This window comes from Methylobacterium komagatae, from assembly GCF_042661665.1.
In the GTDB taxonomy this organism is placed as follows: Bacteria; Pseudomonadota; Alphaproteobacteria; order Rhizobiales; family Beijerinckiaceae; genus Methylobacterium; species Methylobacterium komagatae.
The window spans coordinates 3,985,618-4,010,657 of the sequence record NZ_JBHSWN010000001.1; the positions used below are offsets into that span (position 1 = coordinate 3,985,618).

The 25,040-nt window shown below is 68.9% G+C and carries 23 protein-coding genes, 1 tRNA gene and 1 pseudogene; 17 read left to right on the forward strand and 8 right to left on the reverse strand.

Going from position 1 to position 25,040, the window contains the following annotated elements; genetic code table 11:
• The gene (gene fdnG, locus ACFQE0_RS19800; RefSeq protein ID WP_378972709.1) at window positions 1–3,081 is read right to left on the reverse strand and encodes a formate dehydrogenase-N subunit alpha; all 3,081 of its coding nucleotides are present in this window, start codon (window positions 3,079–3,081) and stop codon (window positions 1–3) included.
• 128 nt (window positions 3,082–3,209) lie between these two features.
• Entirely contained in the window at window positions 3,210–3,578 is a 369-nt protein-coding gene (locus tag ACFQE0_RS19805; RefSeq protein WP_378972712.1) for a hypothetical protein, read from the reverse strand.
• A gap of 169 nt (window positions 3,579–3,747) precedes the next feature.
• On the opposite strand from ACFQE0_RS19805, the gene ACFQE0_RS19810 reads away from it, so the two are divergent.
• The 7 genes from ACFQE0_RS19810 to ACFQE0_RS19840 all read left to right on the forward strand — a co-directional run bounded on the left by ACFQE0_RS19810 (window position 3,748) and on the right by ACFQE0_RS19840 (window position 9,464).
• Window positions 3,748–3,951: a hypothetical protein gene (locus ACFQE0_RS19810; protein WP_378972714.1), complete on the forward strand. Its 204-nt coding sequence runs from the start codon at window positions 3,748–3,750 to the stop codon at window positions 3,949–3,951.
• 299 nt (window positions 3,952–4,250) lie between these two features.
• The gene (locus ACFQE0_RS19815) at window positions 4,251–5,300 is read left to right on the forward strand and encodes a sulfate ABC transporter substrate-binding protein (RefSeq protein ID WP_378972716.1); all 1,050 of its coding nucleotides are present in this window, start codon (window positions 4,251–4,253) and stop codon (window positions 5,298–5,300) included.
• A gap of 93 nt (window positions 5,301–5,393) precedes the next feature.
• Window positions 5,394–6,203: a sulfate ABC transporter permease subunit CysT gene (gene cysT, locus ACFQE0_RS19820; protein ID WP_378972718.1), complete on the forward strand. Its 810-nt coding sequence runs from the start codon at window positions 5,394–5,396 to the stop codon at window positions 6,201–6,203.
• Window positions 6,196–7,077 carry a sulfate ABC transporter permease subunit CysW gene (gene cysW, locus ACFQE0_RS19825; RefSeq protein ID WP_378972720.1) on the forward strand — a complete coding sequence of 294 codons (882 nt, stop codon included), beginning with the start codon at window positions 6,196–6,198 and terminating at the stop codon, window positions 7,075–7,077. The genes cysT and cysW overlap by 8 nt, the downstream gene beginning before the upstream one ends.
• 16 nt (window positions 7,078–7,093) lie before the next feature.
• Window positions 7,094–8,119 carry a sulfate/molybdate ABC transporter ATP-binding protein gene (locus ACFQE0_RS19830; protein WP_465264093.1) on the forward strand — a complete coding sequence of 342 codons (1,026 nt, stop codon included), beginning with the start codon at window positions 7,094–7,096 and terminating at the stop codon, window positions 8,117–8,119.
• Between the two features lie 30 nt (window positions 8,120–8,149).
• Complete coding sequence (locus ACFQE0_RS19835) at window positions 8,150–9,187, forward strand: cysteine synthase A (RefSeq protein ID WP_378972725.1); 1,038 nt, start codon at window positions 8,150–8,152, stop codon at window positions 9,185–9,187.
• 121 nt (window positions 9,188–9,308) lie between these two features.
• Complete coding sequence (locus tag ACFQE0_RS19840) at window positions 9,309–9,464, forward strand: hypothetical protein (RefSeq protein WP_007563230.1); 156 nt, start codon at window positions 9,309–9,311, stop codon at window positions 9,462–9,464.
• Window positions 9,465–9,498: 34 nt separating this feature from the next.
• Here the strand turns inward: ACFQE0_RS19840 and ACFQE0_RS19845 are convergent, their stop codons facing one another.
• The 5 genes and pseudogenes from ACFQE0_RS19845 to ACFQE0_RS19865 form a co-directional block, all read right to left on the reverse strand.
• A complete protein-coding gene (locus ACFQE0_RS19845) occupies window positions 9,499–10,848 on the reverse strand; it encodes a serine protease (protein ID WP_378972727.1) in 1,350 nt (449 codons plus the stop codon).
• Window positions 10,849–10,926: 78 nt separating this feature from the next.
• Window positions 10,927–11,636 (reverse strand): annotated as a pseudogene (locus ACFQE0_RS19850) (DUF1013 domain-containing protein).
• A 206-nt stretch (window positions 11,637–11,842) separates the two neighbouring features.
• Window positions 11,843–12,475: a hypothetical protein gene (locus ACFQE0_RS19855; RefSeq protein WP_417568582.1), complete on the reverse strand. Its 633-nt coding sequence runs from the start codon at window positions 12,473–12,475 to the stop codon at window positions 11,843–11,845.
• 298 nt (window positions 12,476–12,773) lie between these two features.
• Window positions 12,774–13,718, reverse strand: a complete 945-nt coding sequence (locus ACFQE0_RS19860) for a ribose-phosphate pyrophosphokinase (protein ID WP_378972729.1) — start codon at window positions 13,716–13,718, stop codon at window positions 12,774–12,776.
• A gap of 191 nt (window positions 13,719–13,909) precedes the next feature.
• Window positions 13,910–14,146, reverse strand: a complete 237-nt coding sequence (locus ACFQE0_RS19865) for a DUF4170 domain-containing protein (protein ID WP_378972731.1) — start codon at window positions 14,144–14,146, stop codon at window positions 13,910–13,912.
• Window positions 14,147–14,312: 166 nt separating this feature from the next.
• On the opposite strand from ACFQE0_RS19865, the gene ACFQE0_RS19870 reads away from it, so the two are divergent.
• Window positions 14,313–14,711 (forward strand): hypothetical protein, encoded by a 399-nt coding sequence (locus tag ACFQE0_RS19870; RefSeq protein WP_378972733.1) that lies wholly within the window; start codon window positions 14,313–14,315, stop codon window positions 14,709–14,711.
• A gap of 9 nt (window positions 14,712–14,720) precedes the next feature.
• Here ACFQE0_RS19870 and ACFQE0_RS19875 read toward each other — a convergent pair.
• Window positions 14,721–14,813, reverse strand: a tRNA-Sec gene (locus ACFQE0_RS19875).
• Window positions 14,814–14,978: 165 nt separating this feature from the next.
• Between ACFQE0_RS19875 and ACFQE0_RS19880 the strand changes: the two genes are divergently transcribed.
• The 9 genes from ACFQE0_RS19880 (at window position 14,979) to ACFQE0_RS19920 (ending at window position 25,026) form a co-directional block, all read left to right on the forward strand.
• On the forward strand, window positions 14,979–17,387 hold the full coding sequence (locus ACFQE0_RS19880) for a sensor histidine kinase NtrY-like (protein ID WP_378972735.1): 2,409 nt from the start codon (window positions 14,979–14,981) through the stop codon (window positions 17,385–17,387).
• Window positions 17,384–18,748: a nitrogen assimilation response regulator NtrX gene (ntrX, locus tag ACFQE0_RS19885; protein ID WP_378972738.1), complete on the forward strand. Its 1,365-nt coding sequence runs from the start codon at window positions 17,384–17,386 to the stop codon at window positions 18,746–18,748. The genes ACFQE0_RS19880 and ntrX overlap by 4 nt, the downstream gene beginning before the upstream one ends.
• 186 nt (window positions 18,749–18,934) lie before the next feature.
• On the forward strand, window positions 18,935–19,186 hold the full coding sequence (gene hfq / locus ACFQE0_RS19890; protein WP_238249876.1) for an RNA chaperone Hfq: 252 nt from the start codon (window positions 18,935–18,937) through the stop codon (window positions 19,184–19,186).
• A gap of 278 nt (window positions 19,187–19,464) precedes the next feature.
• Complete coding sequence (hflX, locus tag ACFQE0_RS19895; RefSeq protein ID WP_378972740.1) at window positions 19,465–20,874, forward strand: GTPase HflX; 1,410 nt, start codon at window positions 19,465–19,467, stop codon at window positions 20,872–20,874.
• Between the two features lie 11 nt (window positions 20,875–20,885).
• Window positions 20,886–22,121, forward strand: coding sequence for an adenylate/guanylate cyclase domain-containing protein (locus ACFQE0_RS19900; protein WP_378972743.1), 1,236 nt, complete (start codon window positions 20,886–20,888; stop codon window positions 22,119–22,121).
• Between the two features lie 105 nt (window positions 22,122–22,226).
• Window positions 22,227–22,475, forward strand: coding sequence for a hypothetical protein (locus ACFQE0_RS19905; protein WP_378972745.1), 249 nt, complete (start codon window positions 22,227–22,229; stop codon window positions 22,473–22,475).
• A gap of 102 nt (window positions 22,476–22,577) precedes the next feature.
• Window positions 22,578–23,465, forward strand: coding sequence for a putative selenate ABC transporter substrate-binding protein (locus ACFQE0_RS19910; RefSeq protein ID WP_378972747.1), 888 nt, complete (start codon window positions 22,578–22,580; stop codon window positions 23,463–23,465).
• An 11-nt stretch (window positions 23,466–23,476) separates the two neighbouring features.
• Window positions 23,477–24,142 (forward strand): ATP-binding cassette domain-containing protein, encoded by a 666-nt coding sequence (locus tag ACFQE0_RS19915; RefSeq protein ID WP_378972750.1) that lies wholly within the window; start codon window positions 23,477–23,479, stop codon window positions 24,140–24,142.
• Window positions 24,142–25,026 (forward strand): PhnE/PtxC family ABC transporter permease, encoded by an 885-nt coding sequence (locus ACFQE0_RS19920; RefSeq protein WP_378972752.1) that lies wholly within the window; start codon window positions 24,142–24,144, stop codon window positions 25,024–25,026. Before ACFQE0_RS19915 ends, ACFQE0_RS19920 begins: the two co-directional genes overlap by 1 nt.
• Window positions 25,027–25,040: the final 14 nt, after the last annotated feature.

Below are 25,040 nucleotides of genomic sequence, written 5' to 3' on the forward strand. Positions count from 1 at the left end.
TTACGCGACCGCATCCGAGGGCGGAGTGGTCGGCTCGATATTCACGAGCCAGGCCTTGAACTCCGGCGTCTCGGTGTTGGCATCGCCGACGACGGGCGTCAGCGAGTTCGGGTGCCATCCCTTCTTGGTGTGGCCCATGAAGCCCCAGTGCTGCGGGATGCCGACCACGTGGACCGGCTTCCCGTCGCAGATCAGCGGCTTGATGCGCTTGGTGACCACGGCCTTGGCCTTCAGGGAGCCGCGCTTCGACCAGACGCGGACCCAGCCGCCCTTCTCGATGCCCTTCTCCTTGGCGAGCTCTTCCGAGATCTCCACGAAGGCCTCCGGCTGGAGAATCGCGTTGATCCGGGCGTGCTTGGTCCACCCGTGGAAGTGCTCGGTCAGGCGGTAGCTCGTCGCCGCGTAGGGAAATTCCTTCGCATCGCCGAGATCGGCCAGGTCGTCCTTGAAGATGCGGGCCGCAGGCGCGCCCTTGATCTTCGGGAAGGCGACGTTCTGCACCGGGGACTCGAAGGGCTCGTAGTGCGTCGGGAACGGCCCGTCGCGCATGAGACCGCGGGTCCACAGGCGGGCGACGCCCTCCTGGTTCAGGATGAAGGGGCCGACGCCCTTATCGGGCGCCACGGTCACGCCGTAGTCCGGCACGTCGAAGCCGACCCACTGCTTGCCGTTCCACTCGATGAGCTTCTTCTTCTCCGACCACGGCTTGCCGTCCGCGTCGCAGGAGGCGCGGTTGTAAAGCACGCGGCGGTTGGCCGGCCACGCGAAGGCCCAGTTCGGGGCGATGCCCTTGTCGCCGGGATCGGTGTTGTCCCGGCGGGCCATCATGTTGCCCTTCTCCGTGTAGCAGCCGGAATAGATCCAGCAGCCACAGGCCGTCGAGCCGTCGTCCTTGAGCTGCGCGAAGCCATCCACCTGACGCCCGGCGGGGATCTGCGCCCCGTTCAGGTCGGTGGTCGGGGCCACCGTGTAGCCGTTGAGCTCGCGGGCGAGTTCGGTCGGCGTCGGCGAATCCGGGATCGCGTAGTTCCAGGTCAGATTGACGATCGGATCGGGGAACGCGCCCCCGTCCTTCTCGTACTTCTCCTTCATGCGGAGATGGATCTCCGACATAATCTCGATGTCCGAGCGGCATTCGCCCGGCGCGTCCTGGGCCTGCCAGTGCCATTGCAGCCAGCGCGACGAGTTGGAGAGGGAGCCCTCTTCCTCGACGAACAGGGTGGTCGGCAGTTCGAACACCTCGGTCTGGATCTTGGTCGGATCCACGGGATTGTACTCGCCGTGGTTTTCCCAGAACCGGGCCGTCTCGGTCTTGAGCGGATCCATCACCACGATGAACTTCATCTTGGAGAAGGCTTCCGTCATCTTCGCGCGATTCGGGAACGACAGCAGGGGGTTGAAGCCCTGGATGACGTAGCCCGTGATCTTGCCCTGCTTGGCGAGCTCGAACCCGCGCAGCACGTCGTAGGTCGGCACGTCGAGCTTGGGCAGGTAGTCGTAGGCCCAGTCGTTCTCCTTGGCCGCCTTGTCGCCCCACATCGCCTTCTGGAACGAGACGAAGAACTTGTTGTAGTTCTGCCAGTAGCTCGTCTGTCCCGGACGCAGCGGCTTGAACTGCCGCTTAGCGATGTAGCTCGCGTAGTCGGGCTCCTTCTCCACGGGGATGTTGAGATAGCCGGGGATGAGGTTGCTCATCAGCCCGATATCGGTCAGCCCCTGGATGTTGGAGTGGCCGCGCAGGGCATTCATGCCGCCGCCGAGCATGCCGATGTTCCCGAGCAGGGTCTGCACGATGCACATCGAGCGGATGTTCTGCGACCCCTTCGAGTGGTGCGTCCACCCGAGGGCGTAGAGCGAGGTCATCACCCGATCCGGCGTCGAGGTCGACGCGATCAGCTCGCAGACCTTGAGGAAGGTCTCCTTGGGCGAGCCGCAGATCTTCTCGACCATCTCCGGTGTGTAGAGCGAGACGTGCTTCTTCAGGAGCTGCATGACGCAGCGCGGGTGTTGCATCGTCTCGTCGACCACGGCGTAGCCGTCGGGGCCGATCTCGTAGTCCCAGGTGGTCTTGTCGTAGTCGCGCTTGTCCGCGTCGTAGCCGGCGAACAGGCCTTCCTGGAAGTCGTAGCCCTCGCGCACGACGTAGCCGGCGTTGGTGAACGCCTTCACGTAGCGGTGCTGGAGCTTGTCGTTGTCGAGCAGGTACTTCGCCACGCCCGACAGGAACGCGATGTCCGTCCCCTGCCGGATCGGGCAGTAGAGATCGGCCACCGACGCCGTGCGGGTGAAGCGCGGGTCCACGACGATGAGCTTGGCGTTGTTATGCGCCTTCGCCTCGACGACCCACTTGAAGCCGCAGGGGTGAGCTTCGGCGGCATTGCCGCCCATCACGGTGATGACGTCCGCGTGCTTGATGTCCATCCAAAGGTTGGTCATCGCACCGCGTCCGAAGGAGGGCGCCAAACTGGCGACCGACGGACCGTGTCAAACTCTAGCCTGGTTGTCGAAGACCAGGGCACCCATGCTTCGGACCACCTTATAGGTGAGCCAAGCCGTTTCGTTGGTGGTGGCCGAGGCCCCGAGGAAGCCCGTCGTGGTCCAGCGGTTGACCGTGAGGTCGCCGTTCTTGGCCACGAAGTTCCGGTCGCGGTCCTCCTTCAGGAGGGTCGAGATCCGGTCCAGGGCGAAGTCCCAGGAGACGCGCTTGAACTCGGAGGAGCCCGGCGCGCGGTGGAGCGGATACTTGGTGCGGGTCTCGGCATGGACGAAGTCCAGCAGGGCCGAACCCTTCGGGCACAGGGTGCCCCGGTTCACCGGATGGTCCGGATCACCTTCGATGTGCATCACCGACGAGCGGGCGTTCTTCGACCGGTCGCCGAGGCTGTAGAGGATGACGCCGCAAGCCACCGAGCAATAGGGGCAGGTGTTGCGGGTTTCGCGCATCTGCGCGAGCTTGAAGGGCCGCACGGCGGCGGCCATGGCGGGTTGCAACCCGCCGAATCCGAGGGCCCCGAGGGACCCTCCTGCAAGTCCGGCGCCGACACCCTTCAACAGGCCGCGCCGGGAGACCTGGACTGTCATGTCCGCCCCCCTTCTCCCACACTGGTATAATTCGAACCTGTCCCAGAGAATGGCGCGCAAGGCAAGTGCGGTCCGCTGACACGGATCGCGATTCTGTCGGTGCCGCGACCCACGATTTTCATGATCCCTTAATCCCTTGCCGCGGCGCGACTTTTACGGCTTTGCGGGAACCGCAGGATTGCTGCCGGACGGGCTCGGGACCCGGTGCTCGAGGGGGCTTGCGGCTCCGTGGCGGGCGTGCCCGTGGGGTTGGCGGCCGGGACCGGCCGGTCCTTGTTTTCCTCGATGGAGCGACCGCCGGGATTGGGCGCATCCTTCGCGGCGGATTCCTCACGCGGCACCGGAGCCTGACTCCAGCCGTCCTGGGCGCTGCGGGACTTGTCGCCCATCGCGTCGACGCCCTTGATCTCGCCGGGCTTGGTCTGGGCAAGGGCGGGGGAGAGGGCGGGAGAGGCCGCGAGCAGGAGGCAGGCGAGGGCGAGGGGAAGGCGCGGCACAATCATCTCCGGAGGATCTCGAAACGTCCCGGCCAACGTTGCCGAGTCCGGCCAGTTCCGGTCCGGTTCGCCACAGGCGGGAAGCGTGGGGCGGTGAGACCCCGTTAACCAAGGAGTGCCATCGTCGGACCTTGAGCCCGTCCTGAGTCCCCGCGCGAGACCCGCCGCCATGTCAGAGACGCACGCCGACCGGCCCAACGGAAAAGCCGAGTCCGGCCAGGGCCTGGACCCGTCCGCCGCACCGCCGCTCAACGCCACCGTGCGCCGCCATCTCGGGCAGACCCTGCGTGGCCATTACGCCGATACCCTGTCGGCGCCGGTGGACGAGCACCTCGAAGCCTTGCTGGCCAAGCTCGACAAACCGACCGGCTGAGGCCGCTTCGCAGCGCCCGGAACCCACCTGTCTTCCCCGTTTTTCCGTGCGCCAGCGCACATAAGATCGTTCTTTCTTTCAACCTGCCCCGCACGAGACTTTTCATCTGGCTTCAGCCGAAGCCGGAGAAGACGGTGTTTCCCGCCCAGCAGAATGGGGCCTGTTTCCTCCTGTATGGGCGGCCTCGGGCCACTCGGTGGCTCGGAGCGCGCCTCTCGTTCCCTTGACTTCGTTCGATAGAAAGAACGAACTCTCCGCCGTTTCCCGGATTGTGGTCCGGGCTTGGGCCGGAGGAACGGATGCGGATGGTGTGGCTTTCGACGACGCGGACGGGCACTTTCGCCGGATTCCGCCGGGCCGGCTGCCTCGCTTTGCTCGGCGCCCTCGCGCTCGGCGTCGCGGCCCCCTCGGCGCGGGCGCAGACGGCGATCCTCAACGTCTCCTACGATCCGACGCGCGAGCTGTACCGCGAGATCAACGATGCCTTCGCCAAGAGCTGGAAGGCCAAGACCGGTGAGGACCTCACCGTGCGCGCCTCCCATGGCGGCTCGGGGGCCCAGGCCCGGACGGTGATCGACGGGGTCGATGCCGACGTGGTGACGCTGGGCATTCCCTCCGACATCGACGCCATCGCCAAGCTGACGAAGAAGATCCCCGCCGACTGGCGCACCAAGCTGCCGAACGAGTCGCTGCCCTACACCTCGACGGTGGTGTTCCTCGTGCGTAAGGGCAACCCGAAGGGCGTGAAGGACTGGCCGGACCTCGCCAAGCCCGACGTGAAGGTGATTACCCCGAACCCCAAGACCTCGGCCGGCGGGCGCTGGAACTTCCTCGCCGCCTGGGGCTACGCCTATGGCCAGGACAAGGACGCGGCCAAGGCCGAGGAGTTCGTCGGCAAGCTCTACAAGAACGTGCCCGTTCTCGACACGGGCGCGCGCGGCTCCACCGTGACCTTCGCCCAGCGCAAGCTCGGCGACGTGCTGCCGACCTGGGAGAACGAGGCTTACCTCGTGCTACAGGAATTCGGCGCCGAGAATTTCGACATCGTGGTGCCGCCGACCTCGATCTACGCCGAGCCCCCCGTGGCGCTGGTGCCCGGCAATGCCGACCGCAAGGGTACGACCAAGGTCGCGCAGGCCTATCTGGACTACCTCTACACGGACGAGGCGCAGGCCATCTTCGCCAAGCACCATTACCGCCCGTTCAAGGCAGGGGCCGCCGCAGGCGCCAAACTGCCGGAGGTGAAGCTGTTCAAGATCGAGGATCTTCAGGGCTCCTGGGACGATATCCAGGCCAAGAACTTCGACTCCGGCGGCCTGTTCGACCGCCTGAGCCGCGCCGGCCGCTAAAACATCCAAAGAGTCCACCGCGATGGCTTCGACCCTCGCCCCCGCCGAGGCGGGGGCTCCCCCCGTCCGGGCTGGCGCTTCCGCCGCCCGAGCGTGCTTCCCGGCTTCGGCCTGAGCTTCGGCTACACGCTCACCTGCCTCGGGCTGGTGGTGCTCCTGCCGCTCGCGGCCCTGGTGGCGCGCGCCTCCGGGCTCGGCATCGTTGGCATCTGGGACGTGGCGAGCGATCCGCGCGTGGCGAGCGCCCTAAAGCTCAGCTTCGGCGTGTCGCTGCTTTCGGCCTTCGTGGCCTCGCTCTTCGGCTTCATCGTCGCCTGGGTGCTCACCCGCTACGAATTCCCCGGCCGCAAGATCGTCGATGCCGCCGTCGATCTGCCCTTCGCCCTGCCGACCGCCGTGGCGGGCATCGCCCTGGCCTCGCTCTACGCCCCTGACGGGCTGATCGGCGCGCCGCTGGACCGCCTCGGCGTCCAGGTCGCCTACACGCCGCTCGGCGTGTTCGTGGCCATGACCTTCGTCGGCCTGCCCTTCGCGGTGCGGACGGTGCAGCCGCTGATCGCCGAGATCGACAAGGAGGTCGAGGAGGCCTCCGCGACGCTCGGCGCCACCCGCCGCTCGACCCTGTTCAAGGTGGTCCTGCCGCCGTTGATCCCCGCCGTGCTCACCGGCTTCGCCCTGGCCTTCGCCCGGGGCGTCGGGGAATACGGCTCGGTGATCTTCATCGCCGGCAACCTTCCTTACGTGTCCGAGATCGCTCCGCTGCTCATCGTCATCAAGCTCTCGGAGTTCGATTACGGCGGCGCGGCGGCGATCGCGACGATCATGCTCGGGATCTCGTTCCTGACGCTGCTGGCCATCAACCTGATCCAGTCCTGGTCGCGGAAGCGTTTCGGCTATGTCTGAGATCTTCTCCCCCGTCCGCACGCCGTCCCACCGGCCCGCTCCCGTTGCGGGGGAGGGGGCGGGGGTGCGCGCGCTCCTCATCGGGATCGCGATCACCTTCCTCGCCCTGTTCCTCGTGCTGCCCCTGGCAGCGGTGTTCGTGCAAGCGCTCAGTCACGGCGTCTCGGCCTATCTCGACGCCTTCCGCGAGCCGGACGCCCTCTCGGCCATCCGCCTGACCCTGACGGTCGCGGCCATCGCCGTGCCGTTCAACCTCGTCTTCGGCGTGGCCGCCTCCTGGGCGATCGCCAAGTTCGAGTTCTCCGGCAAGGCGTTCCTGATCACCCTGATCGATCTGCCCTTCTCGGTCTCGCCGGTCGTCTCGGGGCTGATATACGTGCTGCTCTTCGGCAGCCGGGGCCTGTTCGGCGGCTGGCTACAGGACCACGGAATCCAGATCCTGTTCGCCCTGCCGGGCATCGTGCTGGCGACGATCTTCGTCACCTTCCCCTTCGTCGCCCGCGAGTTGATCCCGCTGATGCAGGAGCAGGGCTCGTCCGAGGAAGAGGCGGCCCTGACGCTCGGTGCCTCGGGCTGGCACGCGTTCCGCACGGTGACGCTACCCAATATCCGCTGGGGCCTGCTCTACAGCGTCCTTCTCTGCAATGCCCGCGCGATGGGTGAGTTCGGCGCGGTCTCGGTCGTCTCCGGCCATATCCGGGGGCTGACGAACACCATGCCTCTCCACGTGGAGATCCTCTACAATGAGTACAACTTCGTCGCCGCTTTCAGTGTCGCTTCGCTCCTCGCAGCCCTCGCCCTTGTCACACTCGTCGTCAAATCCCTCCTGGAATGGCGCTACGCCGGCGAGCTCGCCGCGGGCCGGAAGCACTGAGCGCGCCTCCACGGCGATCCGTGTCGAGAACGTCTCGAAGACGTTCGACACGGCCGCCGTGCTGCACGACCTTAGCCTCGACGTGCGCGCGGGAGAACTGATCGGCCTGCTCGGCCCCTCGGGCTCGGGTAAGACGACGCTGCTGCGCATCATCGCCGGGCTCGACGCGCCGGATCGCGGGCGTATCCTGTTCGGGGGCGACGACGCGACCGGGCTCGCCGTGCAGGAGCGAGCCGTCGGCTTCGTGTTCCAGCACTATGCCCTGTTCAAGCACATGAGCGTGGCCGACAACATCGCCTACGGCTTGAACGCCCGCCGCCGGGCGGACCGCCCGGCGAAGGCCGAGATCAAGCGCCGGGTCGGCGATCTGCTCGATCTGATCCGCCTCTCGGGCTTCGGCGACCGTTACCCGTCGCAGCTCTCCGGCGGCCAGCGTCAGCGCGTGGCGCTCGCCCGCGCCCTGGCCGTCGAGCCGCGCGTCCTGCTGCTGGACGAGCCCTTCGGCGCGCTGGACGCCCAGGTCCGCAAGGATCTGCGCCGCTGGCTGCGCGAGATCCACGACCGCACCGGCCAGACCACGATCTTCGTGACCCACGACCAGGACGAGGCGCTGGAACTGTCCGACCGGGTCGCCGTCCTCGACAAGGGCCGCCTGGAACAGGTCGGCACCCCCGACGAGGTGCAGGAGAACCCGGTCTCCGCCACGGTGCTGAAGTTCCTCGGCGATTCCGTCGAGTTCGACGCCCTTGCCGAGGGCGGACGCGTCCTCGTCCGTGGCCGGGAGACCCCGGTCACGGCACCGCCCGGGGTCATCGGCCCGGTGAAGCTCTATGTGCGCCCGTGGCAGCTCCAGCTGGTGGAGTTGGAGGCCGCCCATCTCTCGGGCACGGTACGCTCCTCCTATCGCAGCCAGGGCCGTCAGCGCATCGAGGTCGAGGAGGCCGGGGGCCAGATCCTCGCCGTGGAGGATTTCGACGGGGTGCGCTACGCCGCCGGGCATCCGGTGGGCTTGCGGATCAATGGCGGTTACGTGTTCGGCTGAGCGGCCCCCGCCGCAACCGGAGTCTGACCCGTGTCCCACGTCCATCCCGACATCCTTTCCGCGATCGGGAACACGCCGCTGATCCGCCTGCGCCGGGCCTCGGAGGAGACCGGCTGCGAGATCCTGGGCAAGGCCGAGTTCCTGAATCCCGGCCTGTCGGTGAAGGACCGGGCGGCACTCTCCATCGTGCGGGAGGCCGAGGCGCGTGGGCTGATCCGGCCCGGCGGCACCATCGTGGAGGGCACGGCGGGCAATACCGGGATCGGACTCGCCCTGGTCGCCTCGGTGCGCGGCTACCGCACGGTGATCGTCATCCCCGAGACCCAGTCCGAGGAGAAGAAGCAGACCCTGCGGCTGGCGGGCGCCCGCCTCGTGGAGGTACCTGCCGTGCCCTTCGCCAACCCGAACAACTACGTCCACGTCGCGCGGCGCCTCGCAGAGGCGCTCGCCGCGCGGGACGAGGCGGGGGCCTTCTTCGCCGACCAGTTCGACAACGTGGCCAACCGCAAGGCCCATCTCGACGGCACCGGCCCGGAGATCTGGGAGCAGACCGGCGGCGGCGTCGATGGGTTCGTCTGCGCCGCCGGCACCGGGGGGACATTGGCCGGGGTCGCGCAGGCCCTGCGCGCCCGCAAACCCGGCGTGACGATCGCCCTGTCGGATCCCGAGGGTTCGGCGCTCTATGCGGGCTTCACCACCGGTGCCTTCAAGGCCGAAGGCTCATCGATCACCGAGGGGATCGGTCAGGGCCGGATCACCGGCAACCTCGACGGATTCCGGCCGGACCTGTCCTTCCGCATCCCCGACACCGAGGCGCTGGAGATCGTCTTCGGGCTGATGCGCGAGGAGGGCCTATCGCTCGGCGGGTCGTCGGGCATCAACGTTGCGGGTGCGATCCGCCTCGCCCGCGAACTTGGGCCGGGCCACACCATCGTGACGATCCTCTGCGACGGGGCGGCGCGCTACGCCTCGAAGTTGTTCAATCCGGCCTTCCTGACGGAGCGCGGCCTCCCCGTTCCGGGCTGGCTGAACGCCCCTGCGCCGCCCCTGCCGGACTGGCACGCGTGAGGTCGATCGGCTCATCCGGGAGCCGACTCACAAAAAACTGCGCAATGGCCTGAACGGAACGAATTGCCGCGGCGTTTGGACGGTCACGCTCGCCAACCGCGACCGTTCGGAGACCGCGATCATGTCCCTCGTTACCATTCTCCTCATCATCCTGATCATCCTCGCCTTCGGCGGCGGCGGCTTCCTCGGTGGCGGCGCCTATCGCGGACCGGGCTTCGGCCTCGGCGGCATCCTGCTCATCGTGCTGATCGTCCTGCTGGTGACCGGTCGTCTCTGACCTGAACCGGGTCCTCACCGGTAAAACCCGGGCCTCACCGGCAGGTGAGGCCCGTCACGGCGGGCCAAGCCTCGGCGAGGCCCGCCGTCGCCGCCCCGGCAAGGGCGATGCCCTGGCTCGCCAGGAAGGCCGAGACCCGCTCCACCGGGATCACCGGCAGGCTCATCGGCGGGGCGATCCCCGCCACGAGGCGCGGTGCGTTGGGATAGGACGCGACGAGCCCGGCCCAATGTCCCTGGCCGTCGAAGACGGGCGCCCCGGCGGAGCCCGGCTGAAGCGGCGCCGTCACCCGCTCCCGCATCACCGTCCCCGGCACGGCGGACACGCCCTGCGCCCCCGCCGCCAGGGCGACCACGGCCCCCTCCGCGAGCCCGCCCGCGAGGATGAGCGGCGTGGGTCGTGTGCCCGCGACGGCCAGCAGCGCAAGGCCCGACGGATCGCGCGTGATCACCCCGGCACAGCCCTCCGGCACGACGGCCAGCACTTTGCCCGGGGCCACGGCGAGGCCGGTGGCCGCGATCGGAACGGGCGCGGCGACGGGGAGGGGAGATGCGGCCTGCGGCGCGGGATTAAGTGGAACGGGCTTGGCTGGGGCAGGCCTGGAGGGAATGGCCGCCACGGACGGCGCCGCCGGGAACGGATCGAAGGCATTCGCCATGGCGATCACGAGGCGTCCGACCTCGCCGGACAAGGCCTTGTCGTAGCCGATCAGCAAGCCGCGGAGGCCCTGAGGGCCGGTGGCGTAGCGGGTATAGGATGAGCCGGTCGCGGTCTCGGCCGTGACGACGAAGAAATCCGGCTTCTGCAGGCGGTAGGTCACCCGGCGTCCGTTGACCGGGGCGGTGGCCCGCTCGAACAGACCCTCCAGGGTTTCGGAATCCGGCGGATAGGCGCGGGTCTCGAGAGTCACCCTGCCATCCGCGCTCTGCCAGCGGGTCCCGGAGGGGAGGGCGGTGCGGCGGGTCAGCAGCGCCTCGGGCACGCCGACCGTCACACCACTCACGGGATCGGCCTCGATGCGGAAGCGCGCGGCTTTGCGGGCCGTCTCGCCCGCTTGGCGGATCGCCGCCCTGCCCTCGGGGCTTGCGGGATCGGCGAGGCGGGTGCGGGCTGCGAAGGCCTGGATCGCCTCGAAGGTGCGGCGGCCGAAGCTGCCGGAGGTGACGCCGTTGAAGTCTCCCGTCCAGACCAGCGCATCCTGCAGCGCCTTGCGCTCGGCCTCGGGCAGGGGCTCGAAGGCGGCGCGGGCGGTCTCGAAGGCCGGGTCGGCGGGTTTGGGAGCGGCGGGGCTCGGCGGAGCAAGCTTGCCCTGGGAGAAGGCGGCCCCGCCCTGTGCCAGCAGGGCCAGGACCACCGCCCCTCCGATGCGCCCGATGCCCCGCACGCTGCTCTCCCGGTCGGCGATCCGAATCCGGAGGACAGGGTGGCAGAGCCTCCGCCACCGCGCCAGGGCTCTCGTCGACTAGTCCTCGTCGTCGTCCTCGTCCTGGTGACGACCCTTGAGCTTGGCGAAGACCGAATCCGCGTCGAGCTTTTCATCCCGGCCGCCGCGATGATCGTCCTCGTCGTGCTCCGGCTCGCGCTGGGTCGATACCTCGGTGGGCAGGAGCGAGGCGCCGCCTTCGGCGGCCAGGGCCGCCGGACGATCAGCCGCCGCCTTCTGCACCTCGAAATCGAGGTTGATCTGGGTGGTGAGGCCGAGCGTCACCGGATCGAGGGGCTGCAGCGAGCCCGAGTTCCAGTGGGTGCGCTCGCGGATCTGCTGGATTGTCGACTTCGTCGTGCCGACGAGGCGGATGATCTGCGAGTCCTTCAACTCCGGGTGGCTGCGCAGTAGCCAGAGGATGGCGTTCGGCCGGTCCTGGCGGCGGGAGAGGGGGTGTAGCGCGGCCCCTTGGTGGTACGCTTCACCTCCGGCAGCTTCACCTTCGAGACGGCGGCCTTGAGCCGGTAATGCGGCGCCTTCTGCGCCTTCTCGATCTCGTCGCGGGTGAGCTGGTTGGTGGTGATCGGATCGAGGCCCTTGATGCCCGCCGCGACCTCGCCATCGGCGATGCCCTTCACCTCCAACGGGTGCAGCTTGCAGAACTCGGCAATCTGCTCGAACGACAAGGAGGTGTTTTCGACCAGCCAAACGGCGGTCGCCTTGGGCATCAGCGGACCCTGGGACATCTCTTCACGCGGCTCCAACAGGCGAAAGCGGGTCGGGCCGGGCATCGGTCCGCGGGCTCCGGATGGACATCCCGGAGAAGACCCGTCTCACGCTGGCAATGGGGGATGGCGGTATTATAGGCGGCGCCTCGAAGGGGCGCAATCGGGCTCTGGAGCCTGAGCGGGCCGATCGAGGGGGCCGCACGATCTCACCGTTGCGGTTCGGGCTATCCCAGGAACTCCGCCACGATCCGGGAGAATTCCGGCGTGCGCAGGTAGCCGTAGGACTTATGAGTGTTCTCGTGGCCGTCGGGGGCGCGGTAGGCGTTGATTACCGGCACGTCGCGGATCGTCGTCCCGGACGCATTCGGGGCGAAGGTGTCGGCCAGATCCTCGCCCACCGTGGCGATGTCGTTCCGGTCCATCAGGTTGGTCCAGGCGGAGAGGCAGTCGGGCAGGCGAAGGTCGCCGTGCTCGGATTCCAGCCGCATGCGGATCTCCGCGAGACCGAAGGGCGATCCGAGGGTGACGAGGTGGACCGGCCCCGGCACGGAGCCGTCGCGCTCGGCGAGCCGCAGCACGTCGTAGGCGATCAGACCGCCCATGGAATGGGCTGCGAGCAGGATCGGGGCGCCGCGATGCGGCTGGAGCGCGTCCCGCAGGCGGTCACGCGCCGCGAGCCGAAAGGCCGGGTCGTCGTGATAGCCCCACAGGTCGTCCAGGCGATATTCGAGTATCGCGTCGTCGAGGGGCGTCCGGCCCCACGCTTCCTCTAGCCGGGACAGGCCACGATAAAGACGGTCGGTCAGGGTCGGCTTGCGCCGCTCCGGCTCGCCGGACGGAGAGGGGAACGGCCCCAACCCGTCATCGGGACGGTAGGGCTCGCGATTGTCCTCGCCACGCAGGGGCTCGGAGTAGCGCAGGTCCGCCCAGTAGACGAAATCGAGGGAGACCGGCTCGTCCCGGCCGAGGTTGCGGGCGAGACCTTCGCGAATCGCGTCAGCCCACCAGCCCGCCTTCTCCTCGCGGGGAGGCTTGTTGGCGAGCCCGTGAATTCCGACGATGCGCTTGGGAATTGCCGCCTCCCGCGGCTTGGCCGCCGGCAGAGGAAACTAGATCAGTTTGCCGCAGGCAGAACTGCGACAAAAATCCCAACGGTCAGTCGAACAGGGTCGAAACGCTCGCCTCAGTCGCGGTGCGCCCGATGGCCTCGCCGAGCAGCGGCGCGATCGACATCACCCGGATGTTGCGGGCGAGCTTCACCGCCTGGGTCGGCTGGATCGAATCGGTGATCACCAGTTCCTTCATCCGCGAGGCGGCGATGCGCGAGACCGCGCCGCCGGAGAGCACCCCGTGGGTGATGTAGGCCGAGACGTCCTTGGCCCCCGCATTGAGCAGGGCCTCGGCCGCGTTCACCAGGGTGCCGCCGGAATCCACGATGTCGTCCACGAGGATGCAGGACCGGCCGCGCACGTCGCCGATGATGTTCATCACCTCGGATTCGCCCGGCCGCTCGCGGCGCTTGTCCACGATGGCCAGCGGCGCGTCGATGCGCTTGGCGACCACGCGGGCGCGCACCACGCCGCCGACATCCGGCGAGACCACCATCAGGTCCTCGGACGGCATCCGCTCCTTGATATCGCGCACCATCACCGGCGCGGCGAAGAGGTTGTCGGTGGGGATATCGAAGAAGCCCTGGATCTGGCCCGCATGCAGGTCGAGGGTCAGGACACGGTCGGCGCCCGCCTCGGTGATGAGGTTGGCCACGAGCTTGGCCGAGATCGGCGTGCGGCCGGAGGTGCGCCGGTCCTGCCGGGCATAGCCGAAATAAGGGATCACCGCCGTGATGCGCCGCGCCGACGACCGGCGCGCGGCGTCGATCATGATCAGCAGTTCCATCAGGTGGTCGTTCGCCGGGAATGAGGTCGACTGGACGATGAACACGTCCTCGCCGCGGACGTTCTCCTGCAGCTCGACGAAGATCTCCATGTCGGCGAAGCGCCGGACCATGCATTTGGCCAGCGGTAATTCGAGATAGGCGGCAATGGCCTCGGCCAAGGGCCGGCTCGCGTTGCCGGCGACGATCTTGATCGAGGAACTCATGCTGTCCCGCCCGTACGCGGCCCGTGCACACTGCACGGCCGCGGCTTCCGCCCCGCGGGTGCCGGGGCAGATCCATGACGGCCGAGGCTCATATCAGCGAGGCTCAACTGTCACAATGCCTGCCTGGCACCTTCGCACACTCGCCTTGACGCGGAGACTTTCCGACGGAGCAAGGCGTCCGAGGCTAGGCCTCAAGCCGGTACCGGCTCCAGGAGCCGGTGCAGGTGCACCACGAAATAGCGGGTCTGCGCGCTGTCGACCGTCGCCTGCGCCTTGGCGCGCCAGGCCGCCTGGGCCGAGGCGTAATCCGGGTAGATGCCGACGATGTCGAGGCCCTTGACGTCGCGGAAGCGGACGCCGTCGAGATTCTCGAGCTCGCCGCCGAAGACGAGATGGAGCCGCTGATCGCTCTCGATGGTCGTGGCCATGGTCACTCCTGTCGCGGGCCCCGGCCCGGGGCCGATTCGCGGGTGTTCCGGGGGCCGGTCCCAGGACTTGCGGTCGCATCCGGCGCCGGGAGCGTCAAGCCTTGCCGGACATCCGCCATCGCACGGGGGGCATGCGGACGGACCGGAGCGTGATAGGATTGCCCCCATGAGCCGTCCGTCTCCGCTCTTCCTTCTCCTCGTCGCGGGCCTGATCCCGGTCCTGCCCGCCTCAGGCCAGCCGGTGCCGAAGCTGAAGCCCGCCGAGAAGGCGCAGGCCGAGAAAGCGGCCAAGGCCCCGGCTGCGCCGGTCGTCGCCTGCCCCTCGGTCGCCAATTACCGGATGCTGATGCAAGGCGGTCCGTCCGCCGCCGTCGCGACCCTGAACGACCCCAAGGCCGACCATCTCGGCTGCGCCGCCCTGCCGCGCAACAGGATCGGCTCCGTGGTCGATCGCGTGACCCTGGCCGGCCGCGCCTACGATTGCGCGGCGGTCAAGGACACGACCGTCTGCCATTGGATGGAAGCGGGTGCGCTGCCGGGCGGCGGGGCCGAGGGCTGGCGCTAGCAGCAGGAGTGGCGGAAGCGGATGGGAATCGAACCCACCGTACGCTGTTGGCGTACCGCTGGTTTTGAAGACCAGGAGGGCCACCAGACCCCGTTCGCCTCCGCCGACCGGCCTATTCGCGGCACGGGACAGGGTCAAGGATGCGGGGCCCGGAGGCGTCAGTGGGACGCAGGCAGTCCGAATGCCCCTTGAGGGACGGCGAGGGCGCTTTCGCGGGCGCCCCAATTCGTATTAATTCCGCCACACTGTTGTGGCCCTGCACCAGTCATGCCTCTTCTCTCCCGTTCCGGGAGCGCCGCCTCCGGCCCGGATACGGGCGGGACCGGTTCCGCTCCAGACCCGGCCGGCGCGCCGTCGCAGGACGCGCCGAAGACGGATTCTCCGCTCGCCGACTCCCTGCACCCCGGGCCGCGCGGACCCGGCTGGATCGGCGCGGCGGTGGTCGTAACGGCCCTGGTCTGCGCGCTCACGACCTTCCTGATCCTGGCGGGGGTGATCCGGGTCACGCCGACGCCGACCTACGGGATCACGCTGCTGGCCATCAACGTCGCCCTGGTGCTCGGGCTCGTGGTGATCATCGCCTGGGAGGCACGGGTCTTCCTGCATGCCCGCCGGGCGAACGCCGCCGTGGCACGGCTGCATTCGCGCATCGTCGGCCTGTTCTCGCTGATCGCGATCCTGCCGACGATCCTGCTCGCGGTGGTCGCCGCCGTCACCATCGACCGGGGCCTGTCGCTGGGCTTCACGGACCGGGTCCGCGACGTGGTGCTGAAATCCGTGGAGGTGGCCGACGCCTACCAGGAGAACCAGTGCCAGTCGCTCGCCCGCGAGATCCGCATCCTCAACGACGACCTCACCCGGGCGCGGCCGAACTTCGACGTGAACCGCTCGTGGTTCGAGACCTTCCTGACCACGCGGGCGACCAATCTCGGCCTGCCGGTGGCGCAGATCATGCGCGGTCCCACCGACGTGGTGGCCCGCGCCAATATCGACGTGCTCAAGCAGGTGCGGCTGCCCTCGGCCGCCGCCTTCGACGATGCGGCCAAGTCCGCCGACCCGATCTGCCTCCTGCCCTCCGAGGGCCGCGTCTTCGCCGCCCTCCTGCGCATGCCCGCCTATGACGACGCGGTGCTGATGGTGCAGCGGGAGGTGAACCCGCTGGCGATCGAGTTTCCCGGCGTGTCCCGTGCGGCCGCGGCCGAGTACCTGACCTACGATTCGCTCCGGCGCTCGATCCAGATCACCTTCGCCCTGGTCTTCGTGCTGATCGCGCTGATCGCGCTCCTGTCGGCGGTGTGGTTCGGGCTGAACTTCGCCAATCGCTTCGTGGCGCCGATCCGCCGCCTCATCAACGCGGCCGATCAGGTCGCCTCGGGCAATTTCTACGCCCAGGTGCCCACCAAGAAGACCAGCGGCGACCTCGCGAGCCTCGGCGAAAGCTTCAACAAGATGACCCAGGAGCTGCGCCGCCAGCATGCCGGGCTGATGGCCGCCAACGACCTGATCGACGCCCGCCGCCGCTTCACCGAGGCGGTTCTCTCGGGCGTCTCGCCCGGCGTGATCGGCCTGGACGCGGCGGGCTTCGTGACCATCGCCAACCCGGCCGCCGAGCGGATGCTCGACCTCGGCAGCGAGCGGCTCGTCGGCCAGCCGCTCGGCCAAGCGGTGCCGGAACTCGCCCCCGTGCTCGCCGAGAGCGAGGCGCGCCAGCGGGCGGTGCAGCAGCAGATCCAGCTCGTGCGCACCCGCGGCGAGCGTAAGGAAGAGCGCACCGTCACCGTGCGCGTCACCGGCGAGCAGGCGCCGGGCGGTGCGCGCGGGGCGGTGGTGACGCTGGACGACATCACCGATCTGGTGCAGGCGCAACGCACCTCGGCCTGGGGCGACGTGGCCCGCCGCATTGCCCACGAGATCAAGAACCCGCTCACCCCGATCCAGCTCTCGGCAGAGCGGATCCGGCGCAAATACGGCAAGGTCATCGTCACCGACCGGGAGGTGTTCGACCAGTGCACGGCGACGATCGTGCGCCAGGTGGACGAGATCAAGCGCATGGTGGACGAGTTCTCGGCCTTCGCGCGGATGCCCAAGCCTGCGATCGCCCCCAACGACCTGACCGAGATCGCCAAGCAGAACCTGTTCATGATCCGGGTCGCGCATCCGGATATCGACTTCGCCTTCTCGGCCCAGGGCGGGGCAGGAAGCTCGGAGAAGATCGTTGCGGCCTTCGACATCCGGCTCTTGAGCCAGGTGATCACCAACATCCTCAAGAACGCCGTCGAGGCGGTGTCCGAGGTGCCCCCGGACGTGCTCGGCAAGGGCAAGATTGCCCTCGACCTCGCCGTGGAGGACGGTTTCGCGGTGATCACCGTGACAGACAACGGCAAGGGTTTCCCCGCCGAGGGGCGCCAGCGCCTGCTGGAGCCCTACATGACGACACGAGAGGGCGGCACCGGGTTGGGGCTTGCCATCGTCAGCAAGGTGCTTGAGGAGCACGGCGGCGGCATCGCCCTCAACGACAACCCCGCCGGTCGCGGCGGGCAGGTGCGGATGCGGGTGCCGCGCGAAGCCGCACCGGAGACGGCCGCCGCCGCTCCGGGCGCAGGGCGGCCTCCGGCCACGGTAGAGGAGAAGGGCGCCGCACCGACGGCCCCCCGGATCGCGGAGATGCAGGCATGAGCGCCGATATTCTGATCGTCGACGACGAGGCCGACATCCGCGACCTCGTCGCCGGCATCCTCGACGACGAGGGCCACCGCTGCCGCACGGCAGGCGGCTCCGACGAGGCCCTGGCCGCGATCGAATCGCGCCGCCCGCACCTCGTCTTCCTCGACATCTGGCTGCAGGGCTCGCGCCTCGACGGGCTCCAGGTGCTCGACCTGATCAAGGCCGCCCATCCCGACCTGCCGGTGGTGATGATCTCGGGCCACGGCAACATCGAGACCGCCGTCTCGGCGATCAAGGCGGGCGCCTACGACTTCATCGAGAAGCCGTTCAAGGCGGACCGGCTGATCCTCGTGGCCGAACGGGCGCTGGAGGCCTCGCGGCTGCGGCGCGAGGTTCGCGACCTCAAGGCCCGCTCCGGCGCGGCGGAGCAGATCGTCGGCACGTCGCTCGCGGTGAACCAGCTGCGCCAGACCCTGGAGCGGGTCGCGCCGACCAATGCCCGCGTGATGATCACGGGCGCGCTCGGCGCGGGCAAGGAGCTGGCCGCGCGGACCCTTCACCGGGCCTCGGCGCGGGCGAACGGGCCCTTCGTGCTGCTCAACGCCGCCACCATCCTGCCCGAGACGATGGAGGCCGAACTGTTCGGCGTCGAGGGCGAGAACGGCCGCCGGGTCGGCGCCTTGGAGGAGGCCCATGGCGGCACCCTCTACCTCGATGAGGTGGCCGACATGCCCCGCGAGACGCAAGGCAGGATCCTGCGCGTCCTCGTGGACCAGAACTTCCAGCGCGTCGGCGGCACCACACGGGTGCATGTCGACGTGCGCATCATCTCCTCCTCCTCGCGCGACCTGCAGGAGGAGATCGCGGCGGGCCGCTTCCGCGAGGATCTGTTCCACCGCCTCTCGGTGGTGCCGATCCGCGTGCCGGCCCTGTCGGAGCGGCGCGAGGACGTGCCCGAGCTGATCCGCTTCTTCATGGACAACATCTCGTCGCAGACCGGCCTGCCCAAGCGCGTGATCGCCGAGGACGCGATGGCGGTGCTCCAGTCGCACAACTGGCCGGGCAACATCCGCCAGCTCAAGAACAACGTCGAGCGGCTGATGATCCTGACCCAGGCCGACCCGGATCAGGAGGTGACCTCCGAGATGCTGCCCTCCGAGATCGGCGCCCTGGTCCCCACCACCCCGGCCGGGGCGGGCGGCGAGAAGCTGATGAGCCTGGCGCTCCGCGAGGCCCGCGAGATCTTCGAGCGCGAATACCTCGTGGCGCAGATCGCCCGGTTCTCGGGCAACATCTCGCGCACCGCCGAATTCATCGGCATGGAGCGCTCGGCGCTGCACCGGAAGCTCAAGTCCCTGGGTATCGGCCCGTAGGACGACGCGGAACGAGACGAGCGCAGCCGATCCGTCACACCGAAGACCGGAACGGGCCTTGCTTCGGTTGTCGCTTTGGACTGCTAATGCTTCTCAAAGGGCCATCGGCGGGATATCGGACGATCCCGCAGGCGGCGATCCATCCCGGTCGGGTTTTCCCGCCGGGACAACAAACAGGCGAAGAAAATGGCCGGCGAACGCGCGCAGAACCTTCAGGACACGTTCCTCAACCACGTCCGCAAGAACAAAATTCCGCTGACGATCTTCCTCGTCAACGGAGTTAAACTACAAGGCGTCGTGACGTGGTTTGACAACTTCTGCGTGCTGCTGCGCCGGGACGGTCATTCTCAGCTCGTCTACAAGCACGCGATCTCGACCATCATGCCCGGCCACCCCGTGCAACTGTTCGAGCCGGACGAGACGCCCGAAAAGGCGTGACGTAATTTCCCCTCTCCCCGCCTTTGGGGAGAGGGCTTCGGCGACCCTGTCGTCGCCGAAGCGAGGCGGCAGCCGGGGGTGAGGGGGCTGCTGAAAGAGTCTCCACCGGCGAGCCCCCCACCGCCGCTTCGGCTTCTCCTGCGCTTCCCGGTTGCACGACGAGGTGCAACCGGGCCTCTCCCCGCCAGACGGGGAGAGGGGATACCGTTGGCATCCGCCCCGCCCGCGCCCATATGGGCAGGAGCGAACAAGAGCGAACCGGCGAGTGCCCAACCTTTATGAGCGAACCTCAAACCTCGGGTGAGGCCCGTCTGAGGGCCCATGCGGCGCCCGAGGGCGAGATCGCCGCCTCGACCCGCACGCTGGTGATCGGCCCCTATCTCGCCCGCACGGCCGCGACCCTGGGCCGGATAGCCGCCCCGTCCCGCTCCGTGGAGGCGCGGCTCGACGAGGCGACCGGCCTCGCCGCCGCCATCGAACTCGACGTCACCCAGAGCCTGGCCGTCAGTCTGCCGCGCATCCGGCCTTCGACCTATCTCGGCAAGGGCCGGGTCGATGAGATCGCCGGACTGGTCAAGGCCGAGGAGATCGGCCTCGTGGTGATGGATTGCGCCCTCTCGCCGGTGCAGCAGCGCAACCTCGAGAAGGCCTGGGGTGCCAAGGTCATCGACCGCACCGGCCTGATCCTGGAAATCTTCGGCCGCCGGGCGTCGACCCGCGAGGGCACGCTGCAGGTCGAGCACGCGCATCTCGCCTATCAGAAGTCGCGCCTCGTCCGATCCTGGACCCACCTCGAGCGGCAGCGCGGCGGCTTCGGCTTCCTTGGCGGCCCCGGCGAGACCCAGATCGAGGCCGACCGGCGGATGATCCAGGAGCGCATGACCCGCATCGAGCGCGATCTCGACGCGGTGGTGCGCACGCGGGGTCTGCACCGCCAGAGCCGGGCGCGGGTGCCGTACCCGATCGTGGCCCTGGTCGGCTACACCAATGCCGGAAAGTCGAGCCTTTTCAACGCTCTGACCCGCGCCGAGGTCACGGCGAAGGATATGCTGTTCGCCACCCTCGATCCGACCGCGCGGGCGACCAAGCTACCGCACGGCGAGACGGTGATCCTGTCCGACACGGTGGGCTTCATCTCTGATCTGCCGACCCCGCTCATCGCCGCCTTCCGCGCCACTTTGGAGGACGCGATCGAGGCCGACGTGCTGCTGCATGTCCGTGATGTGAGCCACGAGGACACTCATGCCCAGGCTGAGGATGTCGGACAGGTTCTGAACGAGCTCGGCATCGACACCACGGACGGGCGGCTGATCGAGGTCTGGAACAAGGCCGATCTTCTGGACGAGGGCGAGCGCACGCGGCTCGGCAACCTCGCCGGGCAGGGCAAGGTGCGCAACGATCGCGACAGCGATGCGCCGGTCCTCGTCTCGGCGGTGACGGGGGAGGGGCTCCCCGCCCTTGCGAGCCGGATCGAGGCGCGGATCGCCCGCTCGCGGACGAGCTTCGCGGTGACGCTGCCGCCCGAGGATGGCGCGGCCCTGCACTGGCTGTACGAGAACGCCGAGATCCTCGACCGCCGCACGGAGGCCGATGGGACGCTCCACCTTGCCGTGCGCGTCGCGCCGGAGAAGGAACCGCGCTTCCTCAACCGCTTCGGCGGCGCCCGCCGCCTCGGCCGTGCCGGATGACACCACCTCCGATGGTGGCTGCCAAAACCGCCCAGGATGCGGCCCTGAGGGTGATGCAGGAGGGCGGCCAGCCGCGCCTGACCGCGCTGCGGATCGTCATCCTCCTCGTGCTGCTGATGGCCGCGCAGGCCTATGACGGCTCCCTGCATGCCCTGAGCCATTGGTTCATCCTGGGCCTCTACGGCCTCGGGACGGTGTGGTTCGGCCTCGGGGAACGGGGACGGGGCAGGAAAGCGGCGGCCTATTCCTGGGCGGGGACCAGCCTCAACGCCCTGCTCGCGGTCTATGTTATCGTGGAGCACATGCTGGCCGGGGGTGGGACAGGGGAGGGCGCGGACGCGGTGAGCCGCCTGCCCGCCTACCTGCTCCTGTTGCAGACCGGCCTGAGCATGCAGGTCTCCCACACGCTGCTGTTCTGCGCCATCGTCACGGCGAGCTGGGTGGTGGCCTTCCTCGTCGGGCTTGCCTTCCCGGACCTGTTCCCCGGCTTCAACGGGGATGTGCCGATGCAGGTGATCGGGCTCGCGACCTTCGTCGCGACGGGCTTGATCGTCATCGACGGGGTCACCCGCCTGCGCCGGGCCGTGGACCGGACTCTGGAGGTGGAGAGCGAGCGCGGGCGGCTCGCCCGCTTCGTGCCGAACGCCATCGCCCGCGATCTTTCCTCGGATGCCCTGGGCATCCACCGGCGCCACGCCTGCCTGCTGATCCTCGACATCCGCGGCTTCTCGGCCCTCAGCCAGAGGCACGCGCCGGAAGAGATGGTGTCGGCCCTGATGGCCGTGCGGGCGCAGGCCCAAGGGGCGGTGGCCGCGAAGGGCGGCATCGTCGACAAGTACATCGGCGACGCGGTGTTGGCGCAGTTCGTCACCGGCACGCCGCAGGAGCAGGCACAGGCCGCCGCAGCCTGCGCCCTCGACATCCAGGCTCGCCTCGCGGAGGTGAACACGCGACGCCGGGCGGAGGACCGGTTCGTCATCCACACCGCCACGGCGATCCATGCCGGCAACCTGCTCGTCGGCGTGTTCGATGACGGAGTGCGTGCCGAGTACACGGTGCTTGGGCCGGCCATGAACATGCTGGCCCGCATCGAAGTCCGCGCCAAGGCCGCCAACCTCGCCATCGCCGCCTCGGAGGAGATCGTCCGTCTCCTCGGCGGCCCTCAAACGCCGCCGTTCCATCCCCGGCCGGTCCCCGGCACCGAGACGGAGCACGGCCCGCTCTACACGCTCGACGCGGCATCCTAATCCGTCGCACGAAGCGCGAACGCGATCACCTTCCCGTGCGGCAGGAACTCCCTTGTGGGCGATCGGTTCGCCAGCCACGGCGCGTGGCCGTGGAGAGTTCATCCCATGAAGAAGACCCTACTCGGCGCGATGCTCGTGCTCGGGCTTGCCGTCGGCACCGCCGCCCCGTCTCTCGCCTCTCCCGGCGACGGCCTCGACCGCGACGCCGCCGCCCAGGGCAACGGCCGTTTCGGCAACATGCATAGCGGCGCCCGGATGGGCTCGCGGGCCGTGATGATGCGCGGTCATGGCATGCGTGGTCATGGGATGCGCCACCACCGGCACCATCATCATCGCCGCCATCACCACCGCTGACCGCGCGACCGGCGCGCCCGCCGCATTCCCCTCCGTTGCCCCGTGCTCTACGTGGCAGCGGCGGGTGTGCCGCTTCGCGCGCCGGGACGGGGTCGGAGAATCATGGTCGGGATCGGACGAATCGCGCGGCTCGCCTGCGGATTGCTGGCGGCGGGCATCGGCTTCGCCGGTCCGGCGCGGGCGGCGGACACGCCACCGCTCGTCTTCACCGGCATCCCCGATCAGGACGAGAGCCGTCTCGTCGAGCGGTTCGGCAAGGTCGCGAAATACCTTGAGGACAAGCTCGGCGTGCCGGTGCGCTACGTGCCGGTGAAGAGCTATCCGGCCGCGGTCACGGCCTTCACCAACGGACAGGTACAGCTCGCGTGGTTCGGCGGCTTCACCGGCGTGCAGGCGCGCAAGGCGGTGCCGGGCTCGCAGGCCATCGCGCAGGGCGCCGAGGACGCCGCCTTCCGCTTCTACCTGATCGCCAACGCCGCCACCGGATTGTCCCGGGCGGCCGAATTTCCCAAGGCCATCGCCGGCAAGACCTTCACCTTCGGCGCCCGCGCCTCGACCTCGGGCAGGCTGATGCCGGAATACCGGATCCGCGAGGCCTTCCCCGGCAAGACGCCCGAGCAGGTCTTCTCCCGCGTCGGCTTCTCCGGCGATCATTCGCGCACGATCCAGCTCGTGCAATCCGGGGCCTTCGAGGTCGGCGCCGTCGACTTCTCGGTCTGGGACCTCGACACCAAGGCCGGCAAGGTCGACGCCAAGGCCGTCTCGGTGATCTGGGAGAGCCCGCCCTTCCCCGATTACCAGTGGACGGTGCGCGGCGACGTGGACAAGACCTACGGCGAGGGCTTCACGGACAAGCTCCGGGCAGCCCTGACCGGCGTCACCGATCCGGCGATCCTCGAGCCGTTCGGCCGCTCGAAGTTCATCCCCGTCACCAACGCCGCCTACGAGCCGCTGATCGAGGTCGGCAAGGCGACCGGCCTGCTCGACTGACGGGCCGAGCTTTGTCCGAGCCCCTCGTCGTCCTCGCGAACGCGCGCGCCGCTTATGGTGACCACGCGGTTCTGTCGGGCATCGACCTGACGATCCGCGCGGGCGAGCGCGTCGCTCTGATGGGCCGCTCCGGGGCGGGCAAATCGACCCTGCTCGGGCTGATCCGCGAGCGGATCCCCGAACAGGTCGCCCTGGTGCCCCAAGCCGCCGCCCTGGTGCGGACCCTCTCGGTGTTCCACAACGTCTATATGGGCCGCCTCGACAGGCGCTCGACCCTGCACAACCTGCGTACGCTGGTGCGCCCTTCCCGCGCGGATGTCGCGGCGGTCGAGGCTGTGCTCGCCGGGGTCGGCCTGTCCGACAAGCTCTGGGCCAAGGCGGGGGCATTGTCGGGCGGCCAGCAGCAGCGGGTCTCGGTGGCCCGTGCCCTCTACAACGGCCGCCCGGTGCTGATCGGCGACGAGCCGGTCTCGGCTCTCGATCCGCGCCAGGGGGCCGCGATCCTGTCCGAACTCGCCGCCACCCACGAGACCCTGATCCTCGCCCTGCACGATGCCGGGCTGGCGCTCGCGACCTGCGGCCGGATCGTCGTGCTGGAGGCGGGCCGCATCGTCCTCGATGCCCCCGCCGCCGAGGTCGATCCCGCTCGGCTCAGGCCGTTCTACGAGGCGGCCTGATGCGCCTCTCCCTGGCGCCACAGGGCTATCGCGCCGTCAGCGGCTGGTTCGCGCTCGCCGCGCTCGCCTGTCTCCTTGTCGCAGACCTGCATGTCACGACGCTCCATCCCCTCGCGGAACTATCGCGTCTCCTCGGCGGGCTGATCCGGCCGGACATCCTGAGCGTCGAGGGATCGAGCATCCTCTACACGGTCGCCTTCGCCGTGCTCGGGGTCGCGGTGGGGGCGGGGGCGGGGCTCCTGCTGGCCATCCCCTTCGCCCGCTCGCGGGCCGTGAGGATCGCCTGCGCCGCCCTCCGCTCGGTCCACGAGTTGTTCTGGGCGCTCCTGCTGATGCAGGTCTTCGGCCTGTCGGCCACCACGGGCGTGCTCGCGATCGCGCTGCCCTATGCCGGGATCTGCGCCAAGGTCTATTCGGAGATCATCGAGGAGGCGGACCTGTCCGCCCTGCGCGTCCTGCCGCCGGGGACGGGGGCGATCTCGGCCTTCGCCTATGCCCGCCTGCCCGATCTCGCCGGGCGCTTTGCCGATTACACCCTCTATCGCCTCGAATGCGGGATGCGCTCCAGCCTCGTGCTCGGCTTCATCGGCCTGCCGACCATGGGCTTCACCCTGGAATCCGCCTTCCGGCAGGGTCGCTACGCCGAGGCCGGGGCGCTGCTCCTCGTCTTCTACGCGCTGATCGGCTCCCGGCGCCTCTGGGTGCGGAGCTGGAGCGTACCGCTCCTCCTCGTCGGCGCCCTCTTCGCCCTGCCGCCCGCCATCGGCCGCGCCGAGATCGGCCCGAGCCTCGTCCGCTTCCTCACCCGCGACATCGTCCCGGCCCCCCTGCGGGCGGGGGATGCAAGTCTCGGCGGCCTCTGGGCTGGTTCCGGCCGATCCTGACGGAGCAGATCCTG

Bases quoted from the DNA above. Each gene is read 5' to 3' on its own strand.
- ACFQE0_RS19810 (WP_378972714.1), top strand. From the start codon at position 3,748: ATGTCAGAGACGCACGCCGACCGGCCCAACGGAAAAGCCGAGTCCGGC.
- ACFQE0_RS19815 (WP_378972716.1), top strand. From the start codon at position 4,251: ATGCGGATGGTGTGGCTTTCGACGACGCGGACGGGCACTTTCGCCGGA.
- cysW (WP_378972720.1), top strand. From the start codon at position 6,196: ATGTCTGAGATCTTCTCCCCCGTCCGCACGCCGTCCCACCGGCCCGCT.
- ACFQE0_RS19840 (WP_007563230.1), top strand. From the start codon at position 9,309: ATGTCCCTCGTTACCATTCTCCTCATCATCCTGATCATCCTCGCCTTC.
- ACFQE0_RS19860 (WP_378972729.1), bottom strand. From the start codon at position 13,718: ATGAGTTCCTCGATCAAGATCGTCGCCGGCAACGCGAGCCGGCCCTTG.
- ACFQE0_RS19865 (WP_378972731.1), bottom strand. From the start codon at position 14,146: ATGGCCACGACCATCGAGAGCGATCAGCGGCTCCATCTCGTCTTCGGC.
- ACFQE0_RS19870 (WP_378972733.1), top strand. From the start codon at position 14,313: ATGAGCCGTCCGTCTCCGCTCTTCCTTCTCCTCGTCGCGGGCCTGATC.
- ACFQE0_RS19880 (WP_378972735.1), top strand. From the start codon at position 14,979: ATGCCTCTTCTCTCCCGTTCCGGGAGCGCCGCCTCCGGCCCGGATACG.
- ntrX (WP_378972738.1), top strand. From the start codon at position 17,384: ATGAGCGCCGATATTCTGATCGTCGACGACGAGGCCGACATCCGCGAC.
- hfq (WP_238249876.1), top strand. From the start codon at position 18,935: ATGGCCGGCGAACGCGCGCAGAACCTTCAGGACACGTTCCTCAACCAC.
- hflX (WP_378972740.1), top strand. From the start codon at position 19,465: ATGAGCGAACCTCAAACCTCGGGTGAGGCCCGTCTGAGGGCCCATGCG.
- ACFQE0_RS19900 (WP_378972743.1), top strand. From the start codon at position 20,886: ATGGTGGCTGCCAAAACCGCCCAGGATGCGGCCCTGAGGGTGATGCAG.
- ACFQE0_RS19905 (WP_378972745.1), top strand. From the start codon at position 22,227: ATGAAGAAGACCCTACTCGGCGCGATGCTCGTGCTCGGGCTTGCCGTC.
- ACFQE0_RS19910 (WP_378972747.1), top strand. From the start codon at position 22,578: ATGGTCGGGATCGGACGAATCGCGCGGCTCGCCTGCGGATTGCTGGCG.
- ACFQE0_RS19920 (WP_378972752.1), top strand. From the start codon at position 24,142: ATGCGCCTCTCCCTGGCGCCACAGGGCTATCGCGCCGTCAGCGGCTGG.